Below are 20,396 nucleotides of genomic sequence, written 5' to 3'. Positions count from 1 at the left end.
TTCATGTGGTGACTCTTGCAATACCCACACAAACCCATCTAATCTCACTCAAACCAAACCGAGCCGGACGAGGTGGTGCGACCGTGTTCCTGACCGTGACGGCCAACCCGAGCGTGGACCGCACCGTCGAGGTCGCCCGCCTGACCAGGGGCGAGCTGCACCGGGCCGCCGCCGTGCACGTCCAGCCCGGCGGCAAGGGCATCAACGTCGCCCGCGCGTTGGTGCGCAACGGCCACCAGGCCCGTGCCGTGGTCCCGGCCGGCGGACCGGAGGGCGACCAGCTCATCCGGCTGCTGACCGGGTACCGCGTGGAGGTGGTGCGCGTCGAGGTCGCCGGCCCGGTGCGCAGCAACATCACCGTGGTCGAGCCGGACGCCACGGTCACGAAGATCAACGAAGCCGGCGCGCCGCTGAGCGCCGCCGAACGGGAATCCCTCCTGGGCGCGGTGCTCGACCACGCGTCCGGGGTGGGCTGGGTGGTCGCGGCGGGCAGCCTGCCGCCGGGGGTGCCCGACGAGTTCTACGCCGACCTGATCCACCGCCTCGCGCCGATCGGGGTGCCGGTCGCGGTGGACACCAGCGGCGCGGCGCTGCCGGCCGCCGTGAAGGCCGGGCCGGCGCTGGTGAAACCCAACCTGGAGGAGCTGGCGGAGGTCGTCGACCGTCCACTGCGGACGCTGCGGGAGGTGGTGGACGCGGCGGGGGAGCTGCGTTCCCGCGGTGCCGCGGCGGTGCTGGCCAGCCTCGGCGGGCACGGTGCCGTGCTGGTCGACGGCGACGGCACCTGGCACGCCGAGGCGCGGGCGCAGGCCCGCAGCTCGGTCGGCGCCGGGGACGCCCTGCTCGCCGGGTTCCTCGCCGCGGGCGGGCGCGGTCCGTCCGCCCTGGCCGCGGGCGTCGCGTGGGGGGCGGCGGCCGTGTCGTTGCCCGGCAGCACCATGCCGGGCCCGGAAGACGTGCGCGCGCACCGGGTGGTGGTGCACCCGGACGTCGAGTGGGAACGCCGGATCGACACCTGATCCGCCCGACCCCTCAACCCTCCCCCGTCCCGACAGCCACGAGTGGAAGTGTCAACGATGACGAGCCACAACACCGAGGTCACCGACACACCGTCCCCCGCCCGCCGCGCCCGGGTCGCGGTCCAGCGCTTCGGCGGCCACCTCGCCGCCATGGTCATGCCGAACATCGGCGCGTTCATCGCGTGGGGCCTGATCACCGCGGTGGTCATCCCCACCGGCTGGCTCCCCAACGCCACGGTCGCGGAACTCGTCGGCCCGATGATCAAGTTCCTGCTGCCGACCCTGATCGGCTACACCGGCGGCCGGCTCGTGCACGGCCAGCGCGGTGCGGTGGTCGGCGCGATCGCCACGTTCGGCGTCATCGTCGGCGCGGACATCCCCATGTTCCTGGGTGCGATGGTCGTCGGCCCGCTGGGCGGCTACCTGATCAAGCTGTGGGACGAGAAGGTCGGCGTGCGGACCGCGCCGGGCTTCAAGATGCTGGTGGACAACTTCAGCGCGGGCATCATCGGCGGCGCGCTCGCGGTGCTGAGCATGTTCTCCATCGGCCCGGTGGTCCAGGCGATCACCAAGGCGCTCGGCGCGGGCGTGCAGTGGCTGCTCGACGTCGGCGTGCTGCCGCTGGCGTCGATCATCGTGGAGCCGGCGAAGATCCTGTTCCTCAACAACGCCATCAACCACGGCGTGCTCAGCCCGCTGGGCGTGGCCGAGGCGCTGGAGCACGGCAAGGCGATCCACTTCCTCATCGAGACCAACCCCGGTCCCGGCCTGGGCGTGCTGGCCGCCCTGACCCTGTTCGGCCCGCGCGCGGCCCGCGCCACCGCGCCCGGCGCGATCGTCATCCACTTCCTCGGCGGCATCCACGAGATCTACTTCCCGTACGTGCTGGCCAACCCGAAGCTGCTGCTGTCGGTGATCGCCGGTGGCGCGACCGGCGTGCTGACCTTCAGCGTGTTCGACGCGGGGCTGGTGGCGACGCCGTCGCCGGGCAGCATCATCGCGCTGATGGCCGTGACGCCCAAGGGCGGGCACCTCGGGGTGATCGCGGGCGTGGTCGCCGCCGCCGCGGTCGCGTTCGTGGTCGCCGCGGCGCTGCTGAAGTTCGGCCGGGACGCCCGCCGCGAGGAACGTGAGCAGCAGGTCGGCAGCGGCGGCGCGGTCGCCGCCTGATGGGAGGGTCGAGGATGAGCATCCAGGGCAAGGACATCAGCAAGGTGGTCATCGCCTGCGACGCGGGCATGGGCAGCAGCGTCATGGTGGCGTCGCAACTGGCCAAGCGGCTCAAGCCGTACAAGGTGACCGTGCAGCACAGCCCGGTCAACGAGATCCCGGCGGACGCGCAGGTCGTGCTGTGCCAGGAAGGACTGCTCGCACGGGCGCGGCAGAACACCTCCGGCGCGGTGGTCATCGGCTTCCACAGCTTCCTGGGCGACCCGGTGTTCGACCGCGTGGAAGCCGCCATCCGGGACGGTGGGGAACTTGGCTGAGCTGCTGACCGCCGACGCCGTGCGCCTGGGCCGCGCCGCGGGCGACCGCGCGGCGGCCATCGACCAGGTCGGCGCGGTGCTGGTGGAGATCGGTGCGGTCGACCCCGACTACGTGGCCGCCATGCACGAGCGCGAGGCGTCGGTGTCGACGTTCATCGGCGAGGGCGTGGCCATTCCCCACGGCACCAACGCTTCCCGCGCGCACGTCCGGCGCACCGCGCTGACCGTCGTGCAGTTCCCGGACGGCGTGGACTGGGGCGGGCACGACGTGCGGCTGTGCGTGGGCATCGCGGCGCGGGACACCGAGCAGGTCGGTGTCCTCAGCGCCCTCGCGCGGGTGCTGATGGTGCCCGAGCAGGCCGCGGAGCTGCGCGAGGCGCCCGACGCGGACACCGTCCTGCGCATCCTGCGGACGGTCGAGATCGACGAGGAGATGGCTCAGTGAAGGTGGCACGGTTCTACGCGCCCGGCGACATCCGCATCGAGGACACGCCCGAACCGGCGGCCGGTCCCGGCGAGCTGAAGCTGGCCGTGCGCAACACCTCGACGTGCGGGACGGACCTCAAGATCTTCCGGCACGGGCACCACCACATCGACCCGCCGCGGGTCATCGGCCACGAGATCGCGGGCGAGGTCGTGGCGGTGGGCGACGGGGTGTCCGAGTGGGCCGTGGGCGACCGGGTGCAGGTCATCGCCGCCATCCCGTGCGGCGAGTGCGACGACTGCCGGCGCGGCTGGATGACCATCTGCCCCAACCAGTTGTCGATGGGCTACCACTTCGAGGGCGGGTTCGCCGAGTACATGATCGTGCCCACGAACGTGTTGAAGGTCGACGGCGTCAACCGCGTCCCGGACGGCGTGAGCTTCGCCGAGGCGTCCGTGGCCGAGCCGCTGGCGTGCGTGCTCAACGGCCAGGAGCTGGCCCGGGTCGGCGAGGGCGACACCGTCGTGGTCGTCGGGGCCGGCCCGATCGGGTGCCTGCACGTGCGGCTCGCGCGCGCCCGGGGTGCGCAGAGCGTTGTCCTGGTGGAGCTCAACCGCGGCCGGCTCGAGATGGCCGCCGAGCTGGTCAAGCCGGACGCCGCGATCTGCGCCGCCGACACCGACCCGGTGGCCGCCGTGCTGGAGCTGACCGGCGGGCGGGGCGCGGACGTGGTGATCACCGCGTCGGCGGCGGGCAAGACGCAGGAGGACGCGCTGCGGATGGTGGCCCGGCGCGGGCGGATCAGCTTCTTCGGCGGCCTGCCGAAGGACAACCCGGTCATCGCGTGCGACTCCAACCTGGTGCACTACCGCGAGCTGACCATCGTCGGCGCGAACGGCTCCAGTCCCGAGCACAACAAGCGGGCGCTGGAGTTGATCGCCACGGGCGCGGTGCCCGTCGCCGACCTGATCACCCACCACCTCCCGCTGGAGAAGGTGTTGGAGGCGCTGGACATCGTGGCCAGTGGCACCGCCATCAAGGTGACGATCGAGCCGTGACGCGGTCGGAGGTTTCCCGAGAGCTGACCGGCAACCCCGCCGGTCGCGGGCAGGCGGTCGGCGTGGTCGCCCGGTTGGCGGCGGCTCCCGTGCTGCCCGCCGAGGTGCCCGCGCCCGGCCCGGCCGACGCCGAGGTCGCCGTTGCCGCCCTGGGCTCGGTGGTCGCGGACCTGCGTGCCCGTGCGGAGGGGCTTTCCGGGGTGGCGCGGGACATCCTCGACACCCAGGTCGCGATGGCCGAGGACCCCGCGCTGATGGCCGGCGTGCGGGACGCCGTGGCGCGGGGCCGTCCCGCCGCGTGGGCGCTGCACGACGCGTTCGAGGTGCACGTGGCGGCGTTGGCGGCGCTCGGCGGGTACCTCGGTGAGCGCGCCGGCGACCTCGTGGACCTGCGGGACCGGGCCATCGCGGCGGTGCTGGGCGTGCCCAGTCCCGGGGTGCCGGTGCGGGCAGAGCCGTTCGTGCTGGTCAGCACGGACCTCGCGCCCGCCGACACCGTCACCCTCGACCCGTCGAAGGTGGTGGCGATCGTCACGGCGAAGGGCGGGCCGACCAGCCACACCGCCATCCTGGCCCGTGCCCTGGGCATTCCCGCGGTCGTCGGGTGTGCCGAGGCGGAGTCCCTGGTCGACGGCGACCTCGTGGTGGTCGACGGGACGCGCGGGGTCGTCGTCGTGTCGCCGGACGACTCCCTTGTCGACCAGGTGAGCCGCGCAGCCGTTGCCGTTCCCGCCCTCCACCACGGTCCCGGGTCCACTTCGGACGGTCACCCCGTGCGGTTGCTGCTGAACGTGGGCGGACCTCTGGACGACGTGGTGGACGCCGAGGGCGTCGGCCTGTTCCGCACGGAGTTCCTGTTCCTGGACCGCACCGAGGCCCCTTCCCGTGAGGAGCAGCGGCGGGTCTACGGGGAGGTGTTCGCGTCCTTCGGCGGACGGCCCGTGGTGGTGCGGACGCTGGACGCGGGTGCCGACAAACCCTTGCCGTTCGCCAACTCCGACGACGAACCCAACCCGGCGCTCGGCGTGCGCGGCTACCGCGTGGCGCGCCGCCGGCCGGAGCTGCTGGCCGACCAGCTGGCCGCCATCGCCGACGCCGCCGCTTCGCACGGCACGGACGTCCGCGTGATGGCCCCGATGATCGCCACGGCCGCCGAGGCCCGGGAATTCGCCGACTTGGCACGCTCTTTCGGCTTCAGCCAGGTCGGCGTGATGATCGAGATCCCGGCCGCCGCGCTGCGTGCCGACGAGGTGCTGGCCGAGGTCGACTTCGTCAGCATCGGCACCAACGACCTGGCGCAGTACACGTTCGCCGCCGACCGCGTGCTGGGCGACCTGGGCGCGCTGCTGGACCCGTGGCAGCCCGCGTTGCTCGACCTGATCGCCTTGGTGGCGGAGGCCGGCCGCCGCGCCGGCAAGCCGGTGGGCGTGTGCGGCGAGGCCGCCGGCGATCCCGCCCTCGCCCCGGTGCTGGTCGGGTTGGGCGTCACGAGCCTGTCCATGTCCGCCCCCGCCCTGCCCCACGTCCGTGCCGCACTGCGCGAACACACCCTCGCCGAGTGCACCGCCTTGGCCCGCCGCGCGCACTGATTCCTGTCAGGAGACCACCTTGCCGAGCAGACGAGTGACCATCGCGTCCCCCTCGGGCCTCCACGCCCGCCCCGCGAAACTCCTCACCGAGGCCGCCCGCAAACACTCGCTGGTGATCCGCATCGGCCGTGGCGAGGACCACCTGGTCGACGCGTCCAGCATCCTCGCCGTCATGTCGCTGGGCGTGCAGTCGGGTGAGGAGGTGCTGCTCACGGCCGAGGGCGACCAGGCCGACCAAGCCCTGGCCGAACTGGCCGACCTGCTGTCCGACCACGACACCTGACCCGACTTCTGTGGGGTGTTGCGCCGGCGCGCTCGTCGCGCGAAAAGCCGCGCTGCGCGTGGAGCACGGGTTCAGCGCAGGCCGGTGAGCTTGTCGGGGTTGACCTGGAGGCGCAGGTTCTGCAGGAGGCCGTCGGCCACGTCGTAGGTCAGGGCGCCGACCGGGGTGCCGCCGAGGGTGAACAGGACGCCCAGCTCCCCGTTGATCGTGGTCGGTTCCAGGGCGATGCCCGCCGACTGCGGCTTGGCCAGTACGCCCAGGAACCAGCGGGCTACGTGGTCCGGGCCGTGCAACGGGCGCAGGGCCGCGGTGACCTTACCGCCGCCGTCGGACCATGCGGTCACGTCGGGGGCCAGCAGTTCCATCACCGCGTTGAGGTCGCCGCCCGCGCACGCCGCGATGAAACGGTCGGTGATCCGCGCCCGGCGGTCCGGGTCGGTGTCGAAGCGGGGGCGGCGGGCCTGGACGTGTTCGCGGGCGCGGTGGGCGATCTGGCGGACGGTGGGCTCGGGGCGGTCGAGGATGTCGGCGACCTCCCCGTGCGAGTAGCCGAAGACCTCGCGGAGCAGGAACACCACGCGTTCGACGGGGGACAGGGTCTCCAGCACCACCATCATCGCGGTGTTCACGGTGTCGGCCACTTCGGTCTCCGCGCCGGCGTCGGGGGTGGTGAGCAGTGGTTCGGGCAGCCACGGGCCCACGTAGGTCTCGCGGGTCGCGCGGGCGGACGTCAGTCGGTTCAACGCCAGGTTGGTGACCGTGCGCACCAGGTACGCCTTCGGGTGCCGGACCTCCGCGCGGTTGGCGGAGTGCCACGCCAGCCAGGTGTCCTGGAGGACGTCCTCGGCGTCGGCGACGCTCCCCAGCATCCGGTAGGCGGTGCTGAAGAGCAGTCGCCGGTGCTCGTCGTACGGGTCGGGTGCCACGCCGCTCATGATCGCAAGCCGCTCAAGCAGTGCGGGTGGCCCGGCCACCCTTCGACACGACGGTGGTGACGTTCAAGCGCTTGCTCAGCCGGTACGTCTTGAGCGGGCTGCCGCTGACCACCTCCTTGTACAGCACGGCGAGCCGGCCCTTCAGGTACGCCCGCACGGGGGTCTCGTCGGCGCGGGTGAACTGGATGACCGCGTCCCGGCGGCCGAGGCTGACCGGCTGGTGGAAGTAGCCGAACCGGAACGGCCGGGCCTGCTCGCCGCGCACCAGGCGGGCGATGGTGTCGGCGGTGTGCTGGGCGGTGGGCAGGCCGCTCTGGCACGTGCCGTGGACCTCTCCCCAGGCCAGCCGGACCGCGGCGGCGTCGCCGATGGCGTGCACCTCCGGGTGCGACACCGACCGCAGCGCCGCGTCCACCACGACCAGTCCCCGCTCGTCCACGGCGATGCCCGACTCGCGAGCCAGCGGCGCCACCGCCACGCCGGCGGTCCACAGGCAGGCGGCCGAGGGCACCAGGTCGCCGTTCGCCAGCTCGACCGCGTCGGGCAGCACCTTGGCGATCCGCTGCCCGGCCAGCACCGTCACGCCGAGGCGGCGCAGCGACCGGTGGAGGTACGCGCGGGCCTTCTCGCCCATCATCGCGCCGGGCTCGGTGGTGCTGATCAGCGTGACGGCCAGGTCGGGCCGGGCCTCCGCGATCTCGGCCGCCGCCTCGACCCCGGTCAGGCCACCGCCGCACACGGTGACCGTGTCGCCCGCGGCGAGGCCCATCAGCGCCTCGGCGAAGCGGGTAGCGGCACGGGGACCGTTGAGCGTGTGGGCGTGGGTGTCCGCGCCGGGGACCCGGCTGGTGTCGGTGGCGCTGCCCAGCGCGTAGACCAGGGTGTCGTAGTCCAGGCGGGTGCCGTCGTCGAGCGTGACGGTCCGGGCGTCGGGGTCGATGGCGGTGGCGGTGCCCTGCACGAAGGTGATGCCGGTGCCCGCCACCAGGTCGGGGATGCGGTGCACGGCCAGCTCCTGCCCCGCCGCGACCTGGTGCATCCGCAGCCGCTCGGTGAACCTCGCCGACGGGTTGACCAGGGTGATCCGGACACCGGTGCGGCGGGTGCGGTGGGCGAGGCGGATGGCGGCGAACATGCCGGTGTAACCGGCGCCCAGGACGACGACGTGGTGGTCGGTGTTCATGGCGTGTCCCCTCTTTTCGGGCCGTGGACTCGGGGTCGAACGGTGATGGGACAAGCGAGCCCGGCGGGACGTGACACCCGCGGGTGTGAGGTGGATCACGGCGCCACACGATCCGGCGCGATTCTCGTTCGATCGAGTGGCCTGGCTTGATCGTCACCGCCGGTGGGTCCGAAACTCCGGGTACTTCGGCGAAAGGTGGACCGTGTCCGATCTGCCGGCGACCGCGTCCGGGCTCACGCACGCCGCGCTGCGAGAGCGCGAGACCGACCCCGGGCGAGCACGCGAGTTGCTCGGGTTGGCGTTGGCCGAGGACGAGGAGTACGAGCCGGCGTGGCGGTGGTTGGCCGAGCTGGTCGACGACCCCGCCGAGCGGCGGTTCTGCCTGGACCGCGCGGCGGAGATCGTGGCCGACCCCGCGACCCTGCGGGCGCGGGCCGCGCTCCGGTCGACGCCGCCGATGCCGCCGGTCGAGGTGGCGGACCTGGTCGAGCCGCCGCGTCCGGACGTCCCGCGGGCGCGGCGGCGGAAGCGACCGTGGGCTTGGGCGGCGGTGGGGCTGGTCGTGGCCCTCCTGCTGGCGGCGGGTGGGATGTGGTCGGCGTGGGGTGGGCAGGCGGGGCCGCCGGTGCACGTGGCGCTGGTGACCGGGTTGACCGGCGAGTTGGCCGAGGCGTCCGCGCACATGGAGAACAGCGTGCGCATGCAGGTGGACGAGGTGAACCGGGCCGGCGGGATCGCCGGGCGGCCCGTCGAGCTGCTGGTCTACGACGACGAGGGCCGGCCCGACCGCGCCGCCGCCATCGCCGAGGAGATCGTGCGCGAGGACAGGGCGATGTACGTCGTCGGGCACGGCGCCAGCAACACCGCCCTTGCCGCGCAACAGATCTACAAGAACGCCGGCATCCCCGCGATCACGCCGTCCGCGGCCTCACCGCGCCTGACGGACGACAGCGACTGGTACTTCCGCAGCATGTTCGGCAACCGGACCCAGGCCGACTTCCTGGCCGTGTACACCTCGCACGTCCTCGGCGCCACCTCCGCCGCGGTCGTGTACGACGACGACGAGTACGGGCAGTCCGTCCACGACGCCTACCAGCGCTCCTTCGACGGCACCGTCACCACCGCCGTGCCGGTCGCCGAAGACGCCGCGGTGGACGCCGCCGCCCGGCGGCTCGTGGACTCCGCACCCGGTTCGGCCGTGCTCGCCATGACCGAGCGACGCGGCTTGGCCATGGTGAAGCGGTTGCGGGACTTCGGTTTCACCGCGCCGATCCTCGGCACCGCCTCGATGGGCACCGATGCGTTGCACGCCGCGCTGGTGCGCGACGAGCAGGGCACGCCCGGCCGCTACACCACCGACCTGCACCTGGGAACGCCCCTGGCCCTGGACTCCCTGTCCGGCCCCGCGCTGGTGTGGTCCCAGGCCTACGAGGAGCGCTTCGGCGTTCGTCCACTGTGGACGGCAGCGACCGCGCGCCAGGCGTTCAACGTCGGCCTGCACGCCGTACGCGGTGGCGGCCTCGCCCTCGACCGGCAGCACCGGGCGGAGGACCGGCGCAAGATCCGGGACGGGCTGGCGGCGCTGAAGGACCGGAAGAACTCGTTCCCGGCGCTGCTCGGTCCGCTGTACTTCACCGCCGCCGGGTCCGCGCAGATGCCGGTGTCGTTCGTGACCAGCGACGGCACGCGGCTGGTGTCCGCGCCCGTGCAACTGGCGATCTACGACCCGCCCTCGCCCAAGGCGCTGCAGGACGGGCTGGCCCGCGGCGAGGTCCTGCGGGTGGGGGAGCGGTACCTGACCCGGCGGCAGGTGGTCGCGACCGGCGTCAACGTCAACGAGATCCGCGACCTGGACACCCGCGACGGCACCTACTTCGCGGACTTCTTCCTGTGGCTCAAGTACACCGGCGACCACAAGGCCTCCGACGTGCACTTCGTCAACGCGGTCAAGGCCGACCTCAAACCGGGCACGCCCCTGCGCGACGTCACCGAGAACGGCCGGACCTACCGGCTCTACCGCGTCGCCGACCGCTTCAAGAGCGGCCTGGAGTTCCGCAGCTTCCCGTTCGACCGCCAGCAACTGGTCTTCAGCCTGCAGAACCGGGTGTTCACCGCCGACCAGGTCGTCTACGTGACCGACAAGGAGATCCTGGGCCAGCGGCCCGAGGACTTCCTGCGCAGCGGCACCGACAGCGAAGCCGGCATCGACGACCTGCCCAACTGGCGAGCCACCTCCGTCCGGTTCTTCCAGCGCACGGTCGGCAGCAGCGACGCGCTGGGCGAGCCCACCACCGGCGGGGCGGCCAACGGCCTGTACTACAGCCAGTACGCCACCGAGATCGTCATCGCCCGCGACCTGCTGCCGTTCCTGCTCAAGAACCTGCTGCCGCTGGTGCTGCTGATCAGCGTCACGTACCTGTCGCTGTTCTTCAAGGCCGCAGACGGCGCGGCCCCGGTGTCGATGGGCGTGACGGCGATCCTGAGCACGGCGGTGCTGCTCAACAACGTCACCTCGCAACTGCCGTCGGTGAGCTACACGGTCGCGCTGGAATGGGGCTACTACGCGTTCATCCTGCTGGCGGCGACCTGCGTCCTGATCGCGATGCTGCGCAAGCGCCTGGTCAACCGGGGACGGCTGGAGACCGAACGCAGACTGGCCACCGCCGCCCGCATCGCCTACCCGGCCTCCATCCTGGCCGTCGTCCTCGCCTACGTCGTGGCGTTCGCCTGACTGTCACGCGGTGCGTTCGCCTGATCGTCACGCGGCGTCGGCGCGCACCACCACCAGTTCCTCGTGTTCCTGGTCGGGCGCCAGGTAGCCGTTGTCGCGCAACCAGTCCGCCCGGCGGCGCAGGACCGGGCCGAAGGGCACGGTGCGACGGGCCACGACGGAGGCCTTCAACCCACCGCCGCGCAACTGGTGCAGCGTCGCCTCTTCATCGCACAGTTCGGAGTGAACGATCAACGCGAAACCTTTGTCCGCCAACAGCAACGGCAGCACCGCGCACAGCCGGTCGAGCACCGCGCGGCCCCGCTCACCAGCGTCCCACGCCCGCGCGCGGCCCTTGGGCTCGAACGACCCACTCGGCACGTAGGGCGGGTTGGCCAACACGACGTCGAACCGCCGCCGTCCCACCAAGTCCCCGAAATCGCACCGGACCGCCTCGACCGGCACCCCGCGCAACAGGCCGTTGACCCGCGCCGCGGCCACCGCCCGACGGCTGACGTCCACGGCCGTCACTGCGCCCGCCCCCGCCAGCCCGGCCACCACGCCCAAGGCCCCCGTGCCGGTGCACGCGTCCAAGACGCTCGCCCCCACCCGGAAACCCGCGCCCGCCAACGCCTCCGCGACCAACCACGTGTCGTCCTGCGGGCGGTACACCCCAGGCGGTCTCCACAGCCACATGGGAGGGAGATGCCCCGTAATCACGCCCCCAAACGCCGGCACCCCGGCACGGGTTCACCTGATCGTGCCGCCTGCGGTAGCTCGGGCTGGCTGCGGTTGCTCAGGCTGGCGGTGGTTGCTCGTGCCGGCTACCGCTGGCTCGTGCCAGCCGCGGTTGCTCGGGCCGGCTATCGCTGCTCGGGCTGGCTGCGGTTGCTCGTGCCGGCTATCGCCGCTCGGGTCGGCTACTGCGACTCCGGCAGCACGGCCTCGATCGCCGCCGCCGGGTCAGGGCGCACGGTGAGCAGCGTGTCCACCTCGGTCGCCGCCAGCGGACGCAGCACACAGGCCTGGTTCGCCGCGATGCCCAGGGGGACGCCGAGGCGCCGGGCGTGGTGCTCGGCCTCGACGAGCATCGAAATGCCGGTGGTGCCGAAGAAGACCACCCGGCGCAGGTCGAGGACGAGGGCGGCGGGCCGGGCGTCGAGGCGTCGGGAGACCTCGGCGCGCACCGGCGGGGAGGTGGCCATGTCGACCTCGCCGACCACCGCGACCACGACGACCCCGTCGGTCTCGGTGGTCTCCAGGCTCAGGGCCCTCTCGACGTCGGGTTGCTCGGCCATACCGCGTCCCACCTCCCTCGCGACGCGCCGCGCGAGGCGCGGACCACCGAAAGTAGGCCCGGACACCCGGCCGGGCAAGTCGAGTCGGCGGGCCGTCGCCTACGCTGGTCGGGGGGTCGACCCCCGGCGGCAGTCCCCGCGGCGGCGCGGGCGCCCGCGCAGGCACGTGGAGTGGGGCGTGAGGCTGGTGGAGACCGAACACCGCGACCGACCCGACCCGCTGACCCGGGAGCTGACCGACGAGTCCCCGACGTTGGCGACGGTGCGCCGCTGGGTGGCCGACGCCCTGGCCGACCTGTCCGACGACCACCGCGACGACTGCCTGCTCGTGGTGAACGAACTGGTCAGCAACGCCTACGACCACGGCTCCGGCCCCCGCGGCATCCGCCTGCGCCGCACCTCCCACCCGTGCGTGGTCCGCTTCGAGGTGGACGACGCCGAACCCGACCACCCCACCCTGGGCCGTTCCCGCCTGGGCGAGGACCGGGGGAGGGGCTTGGTCATCGTGCACAACCTGGCCGCGGACTGGGGCGTCAACGCCCACCGAGACGGCAAAACCGTGTGGGCCGAACTCGCCTGCGCCACCGCCTATCCCGCCAAATCCCACTAACTCCCGCCCGATCCCGCCCGATCCCACCTGACGCCCTGCGCCACCGCGCGCATAGCCATCAGGGGACGGGCAATTTGTTCGTGCGGCACCCACAGTGGGCAGACGCCCACAGTGGGCAGACGCCCACTCCGGGCGAGCGCGCGAAGCGGGCGTGTCCCCAGCGGAGTGGGCGGGTGCCCGCTGCTGACGGGCGCTCTCGCGGTGGGCGGGTGCCCACTGTGCGGCCGGTGCGCGAAGTAGGCGGGTGCCCACTGTGGGCCGATGTCCGGAGTGGGCGCGTGTCCGAAGTGGGCGGGTGCCCATTGTTGGCGGGTGCTCTCGCTGTGGGCGGGTGCCCACTGTGGGGTCGGTTCGCGAAGTGGGCGGGTGCCCACTGTGGGCAGGTGCCCGTGTGTGCGAGTGCCCGAGTGGGCGGGTGCCCGCTGTGGGTGTGTGTGCGGCGAAGTGGGCGGGTGCCCACTGTGAGTGGGGGCGCGGAGGGGGCGGGTGTCCTGAGTGGGCGGGTGCCCATTCTGGGCGTGTGTGCGGTGGAGTGGGCGGGTGCCCACTGTGGCTGGATCCTTACCTCACCGGACCCTCACCGGACCTCGCCGGGTTCTTGGCTCGGTCGTACGCGAGGTGCAGCCAGTCCGACACGGCCACGGCGGTCAGCGCGGTGGTCACCAGTCCGGTGGCGCGGGGCGCGAGCACGCGGGCGGCGGTCAGTGCGCCGGCGATCCACACGCCCGAGCAGAACGGGCACGTCACCAGTTCACCGACGGCGTGCCGGCGCCCGTGTCGCGGCGACTCGTTGACCTCGGCGTGGCCGGCGGGCCCCTCGAAGTGCGTGAACGGCGCCCGCAGCACGCTGGTGACCGCCGCCTTGGTCAGCAGCCGGCTGGCCTTGTGCGTCGCGACCGCCAGCAGCAGCACGTCGCCCGGCGACGACCGGTCCGGTAGCCGCACACCCCGCCGCCGGCCCACGACCGTCGCCGCACCGACCAGCCCCGCGTACGACACCAGCGAAGCCAGGTACCCGCCCAGCGGCCGCCGGTCCTCCCCGGCGTAGGCGGAGCGCACGCGGCGCCACCGTTCGACCATCACCATGCACGCAGAGTTGCCGCCCACGACGGTCCGAAACCCGTCAGCCCGCCGCCTGGGCCACGTCCTGGCTCCACCGCTCGCACCCGGCAAGCGTCTCGGCCGCCACGTGGTGCACCACCCCGCCACCACGCGCGAACACCCGCCGCTGCCGGTCCGCTCCGGTCCCCCGACTGTCCACAACAGACAGAGAGTGCTCCACAAAAGCGAGATCACCGTTGGCGCACAACGCATCCCGCGCAACCTCAACCAGCCGGTCCACCAACAGGCGCATGGGCACCAACCGCCCCGAGAACACGTCCAGACCGCACCCGCCGACCCCGTCACGCGCCGCCCGCCAAGACGCCACCCGCAACCACTCGGTCGGCACCCGAGACGCCCGCAGCCCCCGCCGCAGGTCGCCCAGCGCCGTGGCCACCAGGGCACGCACGAGCCCCGCCAGCAGCACGGCTTCGTCCACCGTGGCCGCCACGTCGGCAACCCGGACCTCCGCCGTGGGCAGGTGCGCGGATGGCCGGACGTCCCAGTAGACCATCCGCGTGTCCCGACCCGCGCCGGACTCCATCAGCATCGCGCACGTCCGCTCGTAGTCCGCCGCCGACTCGAAGTACGGCGGCGGCCCGGCCGAGGGCCACCGCGACCACACCACCGAACGCCAGCTCGCGTAGCCGGTGTCCCGCCCGCAGGCGATCGGCGAGTTGGCGGTGAGCGCGCCGAGCACCGGCAGCCACGGCCGGACGTGGTTGCACACCTGGACGGCCGTCTCCGGGTCCGGCACGCCGACGTGCACGTGGCACCCGCTGATGGACTGCTCCGCCGCCAGCAGCCGGAAGTCCTCGCCCAGCTGCCGGTACCGGACCCCGTCGGTGGTGGGCGTCTCCGGCCCGCCGACCGGCGGCACCCCGACCGCGAGCAGCACCCCGCCCACCCGCCGCGCCGACCCCGCCGCGACCGCGCGCAGCCCGCTCAGCTGCCGCCGCACCTCGCCCAGGTCGTGGCACACGGTCGTCCTGGCCTCCACCTGCGCGGCCGACATCTCGACGTCGAGGTCCGCGCCGAACCGCTCGCGCGCGTACCGGGCGACCTCGGCGCCCAGCGGCACGGGGAGCCCGGAGACCGGGTCGACCACCAGGAACTCCTCTTCGACGCCGAGCGTCGGTCCCGCCGCAGACGTGTCCATTGTGGTCCTCCCGGCGCTGGGACCCCTGGTAGTACCCGGTCCGACGGGTCACCCAAACGGTCGCGCCCGCCGACGCGTTCCAGCCGAACGGACAGCCCGTACGCCAAGCGCCACGCCGCGACGATGCCGTCCGACACCACCGGCGACCTGTCCCTGTTCGACCGGCTCGCCGCCCACGCGTCCAACCTCGTCCCAAGGCCGTGGTAGAGCGGTGGGGCTGGAAGACCGGGAGAGCGCCACCTGGCCGTCACCGCGTGACGTGGTCGGGGCTGGTCCAGCGGGCGAGCAGGACGGTGGCGTCGTCCTGGAGGGTGCCGTGGTGGTGGTCCAGCACGGCCTTCACCAGGCGGCGCGCGGTTTCCGGTGGCGGGTTGCCGGCCGTCGCCTCGCGGCGCAGGAAGTCGGCCAGGCCGTGCTCGCCGAACGGCTCGCCCCGCGCGCCGCCCGCTTCGGTGACGCCGTCGGTGTAGAGGACCAGCCAGTCGTCGGGTTCCAGGACCACCTCGGCGACCCGCGGCTCGCCCACGCCCTGTCCCAGCGGAGGGCAGCGGCCGGCCGTCAACCGCTTGACCACCTCGCCCGAGCGCAGGACCAGCGGCGCCGGGTGACCCGCGTTGAGGTAGCGCAGGCGGCCCGTGGCCAGGTCCAGTTCGGCCAGGACGGCGGTGGCGGAGGCGGTGTCGCCGAACTGGCGGGCGATGGTCCGGTCGATCGCCGCGGCCTGCTCGACCAGGCCGTGCCCGGCGTGGCGCGCGCTGCGGTGGGCCGCCAGCGCGGCGGCCGTGATCAGTCCGCTGCGCAGGTCGTTGCCCACGGCGTCGAGCACGATGAGCGTCGCGGTGGTCTCGGACAGCGCGTAGTCGAACGCGTCGCCGCTCACGCCGTGTCGGGGCTCGAGGGCACCGCTGACGACGAACCGGTCGACGCCCGCGGTCAGCGGCGGCAGCAGCGACCAGATCAGTTCCGCGTTCACCGAGCGGTGCCGGCGCAGCCGGGCGCGGTCCACGCCGTCGCCGTACTGGTCCAGCAGCGTCACCAGGTGCGCGATCAGCATCGCCGACCACCGGCACTGGGTGCGCAGGCCGGGGTCGTAGAGGTCTTCGGGGTCTTCGACACCCACCTCCAGCACACCCAGGCGCTCCACCCCGTCCACCAGGGGCACCCACAGGCGTGGCCGGCCCGGGGTCTCGGCGGCCAGGACGCGCACCTGCCGGTAGGCGCGGCCGGCGAGGGTGGTCTCCACGTCCAGGGCGGGGGCGCCGTCGTCGGGCGGGAGGGGGTGCAGGCAGCGCTGCTCGTAGTCGACCAGGTGGACGGTGAGGGTCACCCCGAGCGCCTCGGCGGCGGCGGCCACGACGCCGGGCAGCCGGTCGGGCGGTGCGAATTCGCTGCCCTCCAGGAGGTGGATCAGCGCGGCGAAGGGGGCGCTGCGGGGCGTGCTGTCGCGGAAGGCGCGGCTGTAGCGGGCGCGGTGGGTCCAGGTGATCTCGTCGAGGCGTTCGTTGACCGCATGGGCGAGGATGTCGCGTTCCAGCGGGGGCAAGGTCGGCCATGCCGTGCACGTAGGCGTCGACCTCCAGGAAGCCCGCGTCACCGCCGAGGCTGAAGTAGCGCATCCAGAGGTCTTCCAGCGTCAGGTCGGCGCGGCGGAACGCCTGGGCCAGGCTGCGCTGCTGGTCGTGGGTGCGGTCCTCACCGCTCATGGCGTCGGTTCTCCCCACACCGGTCCGGCTCCCCACACCGGTCCGGCGGTCACCGGAGCCGCCGGGGTGTGGACCGGGCGAGTCGTTCGGCCGTCTCGCGCAGGGTCGTGCCGCGCTGCTTCGCCGTGCCGGCCAGCGTGAGGAACGCCGTGCGCTCGTCCACCCCGTCCCGCCCCATCACGATGCCCCGGGCCACCGCGAGCACCTCCCGCCCGCGCAGGCCGTCGGCCACCAGCGCGCTGGCGCGTTCGGCGTCCCGCGCGGTCCGCACGTTGGCCAACAGCACCGCGGCCTGGGCCGCGAACATGGTCATCAGGTGCTCCTCCCGCTCCCCGTAAGCCTGCGGCCGCACGGCGCAGACCTTCAGCGCGCCCAACGCCGTGCCGCCCGCCACCACCGGCGCGCTCAGCGCCGACCCCAGCCCGAGGTCCGCCGCCTGCCGCGGCCACGGCGACCACCGGTCCTCCCGCGCGAGGTCGTCGACCCGGACGACCACCCGGTCCGCCCACGCCGTGAGGCAGGGACCCGCGCCGAGCCGGTACTGGATCGCGTCCGCGCGCCGCACGACGTCGTCGGTCGCGGCGGCGGTCAACCGCTCGCCCTCCGCGTCGAGCAGGCTGATGCCCGCGCCGGCCGTGCCGGGAACGGCCTCGACGGCGAGCGAGGTGATCAACTCCAGCGCCGCGTCGACCGTCGCCGACGACAACAGCAACCCGGACATGCGTGCGAACACGGCGGCGAGGTGGTCTTCGATCCCGGTCGAGGGCCGGGCGGAGGACGGGCCGTCCGAGGACATCGCCGGCACCTCCTCCTGCCCGCAAGGCTCCCGACAGGCATACCCGGCAGCCCGTTCCCCAACCGGTTTCGGTTCCAGGGAGGACGTCAGGGCTGGTAGTAGTACGGCCCCTGCGGGTACGGCGGGGGAGGCAGCTGCCGGCGTCGACGCCGGCGGACGCGGACGACCACGACGACCACCACCGCGCAGGCGAGCAACACGACGAGGACCAGCAACGCCACGGTCGCCGCCGTGCCGGACTCCTTGGGCTGGATCTTGCGCGGACCGAACGCCCGTTCCAGCTCCGCCTTGGAGGCCGCTCTCGGCCGGCCGTTGACGCTGACCACGGCCTGGTCCACCTCCTCCGGGTAGGTGTCCCAGATCAGGCGGAAGATCGCCGCGCCGTCGTCGTCGGTCTCCGTGGGCTTGAAGGCGGACACGGAGATCGTGTCGAAGCCGTTGGAGGTCTGGTGGTGGACCGAGACCCCGGAGTAGCCGGCGTCCTGGACCCGGCCGGCCAGCTTGACGACCTCGCCCAGCGAGACGCAGCCCGCCGCCACCAGGACGCACAGCAGCACGCCGAGCAGGCGCGCGAAACCTTTGTTCTGCAACAGGAACCCCTTCGAAATGCCCACCGGACGGCACGCGTGCCGAACCCCGTGCCGCGGGCGGGGCGAGTGCTGGACCGAACTCGGGACCGAGCTCGGGATGGAGCGCGGATGGAGTGCGACTAGCGCGCGGCATTCACGGTGGACACCGTGTGGGTGGGGGTGTGAGGGGCATGGCCGGGTCCTCCGGTTCTGGTCCGAACCGAGGTCTCCCCGACCACCGAACGCGGTGGCGCCGTGACCGAGTCGCCGTGGGGCGACCGTAGTGACGGTCACGAGCCGAGTGGGTACTCCCCTCTGCGGGGGAAGTGTGACGTACCACCGGCACGCCGTCAAGTGCTGTCGATCACGTGGTGGTGGGTCGGGCGGAAGTGTCTGCTGTGGACAGTCCTTTGTGGAGCGTCCTGGTGCGCTCAGGGGTGAAGGTGGGCCTTGAGCGTCTGGGCGATGGTTGTCGCGTCCACCCAGCCGTCGGCGGATCGGGCGGTGGTCGGTAGTTCGATCACGTGCAGGGGCGGTTCGGGCAGGACGAGGCTGTCGGTGAACGGGTAGATGCGGAGCGTGGTCGCTCCGGGGCGCAGTGGCACCAGGACCGGGGTGCCGTCGGCGGTGGTGGTGCGCAGGGTCATCACCTGCTCGTCGCCCTCGGCCGGGTCTGCGCGGACCTGGTGGACCTCGGCCTCGATGCCGGCGGTGGACAGGTGGGCCGTCACGGCGTCGGCCAGGCCGTCGCTGGTGGCGATGAGCTTCGCGCGGCGGCAGATCTCGGTGTAGCGGGCGTCGGGGGAGTGCTCGACGCCGTTGTCGTCGCGGACCGCCGGGGGTGCCGTGCCGAGGTCGGCGAAGCGGGTGCGGGCGTCCTGCTCCGCGCGGGCGGGGTCGAGGGTTCTGGCCACGGTGGACGTGCTCCTGACGGGGTGTGCCGGTGGTACGTGTCGGAGACCCTACGTCCTTCTGTCCGTAAAAATGCGGTCGGCACGCTAAGCCGATCGGTGGGCGCGCATGCCGTCCCGGATCACGGACAACACGCGTTCGCGAGCCCGCGGGTTGGCGGCGGCGTGCTCGGCGGCCCGGGACGCGCCGACCAGGAGTGCGGACAGCTCCGGGACGCCGATGTCGGTGCGGACCGCGCCGGCCCGTTGGGCGTTCTCCAGCAGTTCGCCCAGCGCTTGCTTGAGCGCGTCCGCCGCCTCGCTGGTCACACCCATCACGTCGATGCCGGCGTTCGTCAGGGCCTCGGTCATGGCGTTCTTCGTCGCCGCCTGGTCCACGACCTGGGTGACGAAAGTGAACAGCGCCGCGCCGGGGTCTTCTGCACGGGTCAGCTGGCGGGCGCTGTCGGCGAGGCGTTCCAGCCGGGCCACGTGGACCGCGGTGAGCAGGGATTCCTTGGTGGGGAAGTGACGGAACACCGTGCCCACGCCCACACCGGCGGCCTTGGCGACCTCCTCGGTGGACACAGCGGGCCCCCGCTCGGCGACGAGCTCGTCGGCGGCGGCGAGCACTTTGGCCCGGTTGCGCACGGCGTCGGCGCGCATGGCACCTCTCTTGACAAGTGGAGTGATCACTCCGAATATGGAAAGCGGAGTGCTTGCTCCGGATCCTACCGGGAGGTTGCCCGATGTCCCCGCGTGAGCTGTTCGAACGACTGGTGTCCGGGATCGCCCGCCGCGACTTCGCGACGCTGGCCGACCTGTACGCCGACGACGCCGTGGTCGTCACGCCGATGCGACCCCAGCGACTGGAGGGCAAGGCCGCGCTGCTGGAGTTCTTCGCGGGGGCTGCGCGGCTGCCGCTGGAGTTGGCGCAGGAGAACGTGGTGGTGCACGAGACTGTCGATCCCGAGGTCGTCGTGGTCGAGTGGGACTGGGTGGGCCGCGTGACGACCACCGGCAGCACGTTCCGCGTGCCGAACGTGCAGGTCCTGCGCGCCCGCGACGGCCTGATCGTGGAGACCCGCGACTACCACGACCACCACACCATCGCGAGCGCGCTGGGCGAAGTGCCTGCCTGACTTCGGTGTGTGCCTGACTGCGGTGCCTGCCTGACTGCGTTGTCTGCCTGACTGCGTTGTCTGCCTGACTGCAGCGTCTGCCTGACTTCGGTGTCTGCCTGACTGTGGCGGGCGGTTCCGCCCTGGTGCCGCCGCGTTCGCCTACTACTTCGCTCAACCGAACGAGTGGGCATGTGCCCACTCGCGCGCCGAACGGGCACACGCCCATTCGGTTGCCGAACGGGCGCACGCCCACTCGAGTGCCGAGGGGCGCACGCCCGCTCGGGTGTCGAGTGGGCATGCGCCCACTATGTGCCCAGCGCCGCCGACGCTAGGTCGCCCTCCGTCAGGGTGAAGGCGGCGCCGGTCACGCAATCCACCGCGACGCTCGCCGAACGACAGGGTCAGCGCGCGAAGTCCGAAGCACCGCCCAGCCGGAACCTCAACACCTCGACCACGCC

At 72.8% G+C, this 20,396-nt stretch carries 21 protein-coding genes; 10 read left to right on the top strand and 11 right to left on the bottom strand.

Features of this window, described 5'->3' with window-relative positions; translation table 11 throughout:
* Positions 1-83 precede the first annotated feature (83 nt).
* Genes pfkB through DFJ66_RS11420 form a run of 7 tightly spaced genes read left to right on the top strand, consistent with a single transcriptional unit; the run spans position 84 to position 5,860 of the window.
* The gene (gene pfkB, locus DFJ66_RS11450) at positions 84-1,019 is read left to right on the top strand and encodes a 1-phosphofructokinase (protein ID WP_121220604.1); all 936 of its coding nucleotides are present in this window, start codon (positions 84-86) and stop codon (positions 1,017-1,019) included.
* 57 nt (positions 1,020-1,076) lie between these two features.
* Positions 1,077-2,189: a mannitol-specific PTS transporter subunit IIC gene (gene mtlA / locus DFJ66_RS11445; RefSeq protein WP_121220602.1), complete on the top strand. Its 1,113-nt coding sequence runs from the start codon at positions 1,077-1,079 to the stop codon at positions 2,187-2,189.
* 14 nt (positions 2,190-2,203) lie between these two features.
* Complete coding sequence (locus DFJ66_RS11440; RefSeq protein WP_121220600.1) at positions 2,204-2,506, top strand: PTS lactose transporter subunit IIB; 303 nt, start codon at positions 2,204-2,206, stop codon at positions 2,504-2,506.
* Positions 2,499-2,951 carry a PTS mannitol transporter subunit IIA gene (locus tag DFJ66_RS11435; protein WP_121231032.1) on the top strand — a complete coding sequence of 151 codons (453 nt, stop codon included), beginning with the start codon at positions 2,499-2,501 and terminating at the stop codon, positions 2,949-2,951. Before DFJ66_RS11440 ends, DFJ66_RS11435 begins: the two co-directional genes overlap by 8 nt.
* On the top strand, positions 2,948-3,988 hold the full coding sequence (locus tag DFJ66_RS11430; RefSeq protein WP_121220598.1) for a zinc-dependent dehydrogenase: 1,041 nt from the start codon (positions 2,948-2,950) through the stop codon (positions 3,986-3,988). The genes DFJ66_RS11435 and DFJ66_RS11430 overlap by 4 nt, the downstream gene beginning before the upstream one ends.
* A complete protein-coding gene (gene ptsP / locus DFJ66_RS11425; protein ID WP_121220596.1) occupies positions 3,985-5,577 on the top strand; it encodes a phosphoenolpyruvate--protein phosphotransferase in 1,593 nt (530 codons plus the stop codon). The genes DFJ66_RS11430 and ptsP overlap by 4 nt, the downstream gene beginning before the upstream one ends.
* Positions 5,578-5,596: 19 nt before the next feature.
* The gene (locus tag DFJ66_RS11420; RefSeq protein ID WP_121220594.1) at positions 5,597-5,860 is read left to right on the top strand and encodes an HPr family phosphocarrier protein; all 264 of its coding nucleotides are present in this window, start codon (positions 5,597-5,599) and stop codon (positions 5,858-5,860) included.
* A 71-nt stretch (positions 5,861-5,931) separates the two neighbouring features.
* Here DFJ66_RS11420 and DFJ66_RS11415 read toward each other — a convergent pair whose 3' ends face one another.
* A complete protein-coding gene (locus DFJ66_RS11415) occupies positions 5,932-6,795 on the bottom strand; it encodes an RNA polymerase sigma-70 factor (RefSeq protein WP_121231030.1) in 864 nt (287 codons plus the stop codon).
* Positions 6,796-6,808: 13 nt separating this feature from the next.
* Positions 6,809-7,978 carry an NAD(P)/FAD-dependent oxidoreductase gene (locus DFJ66_RS11410; protein WP_121220592.1) on the bottom strand — a complete coding sequence of 390 codons (1,170 nt, stop codon included), beginning with the start codon at positions 7,976-7,978 and terminating at the stop codon, positions 6,809-6,811.
* A gap of 202 nt (positions 7,979-8,180) precedes the next feature.
* On the opposite strand from DFJ66_RS11410, the gene DFJ66_RS11405 reads away from it, so the two are divergent.
* Positions 8,181-10,709 carry an ABC transporter substrate-binding protein gene (locus DFJ66_RS11405; protein ID WP_121220590.1) on the top strand — a complete coding sequence of 843 codons (2,529 nt, stop codon included), beginning with the start codon at positions 8,181-8,183 and terminating at the stop codon, positions 10,707-10,709.
* Positions 10,710-10,736: 27 nt separating this feature from the next.
* Here the strand turns inward: DFJ66_RS11405 and DFJ66_RS11400 are convergent, their stop codons facing one another.
* Both DFJ66_RS11400 and DFJ66_RS11395 read right to left on the bottom strand, forming a co-directional pair.
* Positions 10,737-11,384 carry a HemK2/MTQ2 family protein methyltransferase gene (locus DFJ66_RS11400; protein ID WP_121220587.1) on the bottom strand — a complete coding sequence of 216 codons (648 nt, stop codon included), beginning with the start codon at positions 11,382-11,384 and terminating at the stop codon, positions 10,737-10,739.
* Between the two features lie 224 nt (positions 11,385-11,608).
* Complete coding sequence (locus tag DFJ66_RS11395; RefSeq protein ID WP_121220585.1) at positions 11,609-11,986, bottom strand: STAS domain-containing protein; 378 nt, start codon at positions 11,984-11,986, stop codon at positions 11,609-11,611.
* A 178-nt stretch (positions 11,987-12,164) separates the two neighbouring features.
* On the opposite strand from DFJ66_RS11395, the gene DFJ66_RS42610 reads away from it, so the two are divergent.
* The gene (locus tag DFJ66_RS42610) at positions 12,165-12,596 is read left to right on the top strand and encodes an ATP-binding protein (RefSeq protein WP_170199274.1); all 432 of its coding nucleotides are present in this window, start codon (positions 12,165-12,167) and stop codon (positions 12,594-12,596) included.
* A gap of 561 nt (positions 12,597-13,157) precedes the next feature.
* Here DFJ66_RS42610 and DFJ66_RS11385 read toward each other — a convergent pair.
* The 7 genes from DFJ66_RS11385 to DFJ66_RS11355 form a co-directional block, all read right to left on the bottom strand.
* Positions 13,158-13,682, bottom strand: a complete 525-nt coding sequence (locus DFJ66_RS11385) for a DUF1360 domain-containing protein (protein ID WP_121220583.1) — start codon at positions 13,680-13,682, stop codon at positions 13,158-13,160.
* 37 nt (positions 13,683-13,719) lie between these two features.
* Positions 13,720-14,856, bottom strand: coding sequence for a carboxylate-amine ligase (locus DFJ66_RS11380; RefSeq protein WP_121220581.1), 1,137 nt, complete (start codon positions 14,854-14,856; stop codon positions 13,720-13,722).
* Positions 14,857-15,103: 247 nt separating this feature from the next.
* Positions 15,104-16,399: a PP2C family protein-serine/threonine phosphatase gene (locus tag DFJ66_RS11375; RefSeq protein WP_246029695.1), complete on the bottom strand. Its 1,296-nt coding sequence runs from the start codon at positions 16,397-16,399 to the stop codon at positions 15,104-15,106.
* 209 nt (positions 16,400-16,608) lie between these two features.
* Positions 16,609-17,355, bottom strand: a complete 747-nt coding sequence (locus DFJ66_RS11370; protein WP_121220579.1) for a GAF and ANTAR domain-containing protein — start codon at positions 17,353-17,355, stop codon at positions 16,609-16,611.
* A gap of 86 nt (positions 17,356-17,441) precedes the next feature.
* On the bottom strand, positions 17,442-17,945 hold the full coding sequence (locus DFJ66_RS11365; RefSeq protein ID WP_147459205.1) for a hypothetical protein: 504 nt from the start codon (positions 17,943-17,945) through the stop codon (positions 17,442-17,444).
* Positions 17,946-18,355: 410 nt separating this feature from the next.
* A complete protein-coding gene (locus DFJ66_RS11360) occupies positions 18,356-18,838 on the bottom strand; it encodes a hypothetical protein (RefSeq protein WP_121220575.1) in 483 nt (160 codons plus the stop codon).
* 84 nt (positions 18,839-18,922) lie between these two features.
* The gene (locus DFJ66_RS11355; protein WP_121220573.1) at positions 18,923-19,480 is read right to left on the bottom strand and encodes a TetR/AcrR family transcriptional regulator; all 558 of its coding nucleotides are present in this window, start codon (positions 19,478-19,480) and stop codon (positions 18,923-18,925) included.
* 83 nt (positions 19,481-19,563) lie between these two features.
* Between DFJ66_RS11355 and DFJ66_RS11350 the strand changes: the two genes are divergently transcribed.
* Positions 19,564-19,956, top strand: a complete 393-nt coding sequence (locus DFJ66_RS11350; protein WP_121220571.1) for a nuclear transport factor 2 family protein — start codon at positions 19,564-19,566, stop codon at positions 19,954-19,956.
* Positions 19,957-20,396: the final 440 nt, after the last annotated feature.

The sequence above is a fragment of the Saccharothrix variisporea genome (assembly GCF_003634995.1).
Lineage (GTDB): Bacteria > Actinomycetota > Actinomycetes > Mycobacteriales > Pseudonocardiaceae > Actinosynnema > Actinosynnema variisporeum.
Note: the sequence above shows the minus strand (reverse complement) of the source record. Positions and strands in the feature narration are given on the sequence as shown.

What these genes read in the sequence shown, in the direction of transcription:
- mtlA (WP_121220602.1), top strand. Translation starts at nt 1,077, where the DNA reads ATGACGAGCCACAACACCGAGGTCACCGACACACCGTCCCCCGCCCGC.
- DFJ66_RS11440 (WP_121220600.1), top strand. Translation starts at nt 2,204, where the DNA reads ATGAGCATCCAGGGCAAGGACATCAGCAAGGTGGTCATCGCCTGCGAC.
- DFJ66_RS11415 (WP_121231030.1), bottom strand. Translation starts at nt 6,795, where the DNA reads ATGAGCGGCGTGGCACCCGACCCGTACGACGAGCACCGGCGACTGCTC.
- DFJ66_RS11410 (WP_121220592.1), bottom strand. Translation starts at nt 7,978, where the DNA reads ATGAACACCGACCACCACGTCGTCGTCCTGGGCGCCGGTTACACCGGC.
- DFJ66_RS11400 (WP_121220587.1), bottom strand. Translation starts at nt 11,384, where the DNA reads ATGTGGCTGTGGAGACCGCCTGGGGTGTACCGCCCGCAGGACGACACG.
- DFJ66_RS11395 (WP_121220585.1), bottom strand. Translation starts at nt 11,986, where the DNA reads ATGGCCGAGCAACCCGACGTCGAGAGGGCCCTGAGCCTGGAGACCACC.
- DFJ66_RS11385 (WP_121220583.1), bottom strand. Translation starts at nt 13,682, where the DNA reads ATGGTGATGGTCGAACGGTGGCGCCGCGTGCGCTCCGCCTACGCCGGG.
- DFJ66_RS11380 (WP_121220581.1), bottom strand. Translation starts at nt 14,856, where the DNA reads ATGGACACGTCTGCGGCGGGACCGACGCTCGGCGTCGAAGAGGAGTTC.
- DFJ66_RS11370 (WP_121220579.1), bottom strand. Translation starts at nt 17,355, where the DNA reads ATGTCCTCGGACGGCCCGTCCTCCGCCCGGCCCTCGACCGGGATCGAA.
- DFJ66_RS11355 (WP_121220573.1), bottom strand. Translation starts at nt 19,480, where the DNA reads ATGCGCGCCGACGCCGTGCGCAACCGGGCCAAAGTGCTCGCCGCCGCC.
- DFJ66_RS11350 (WP_121220571.1), top strand. Translation starts at nt 19,564, where the DNA reads ATGTCCCCGCGTGAGCTGTTCGAACGACTGGTGTCCGGGATCGCCCGC.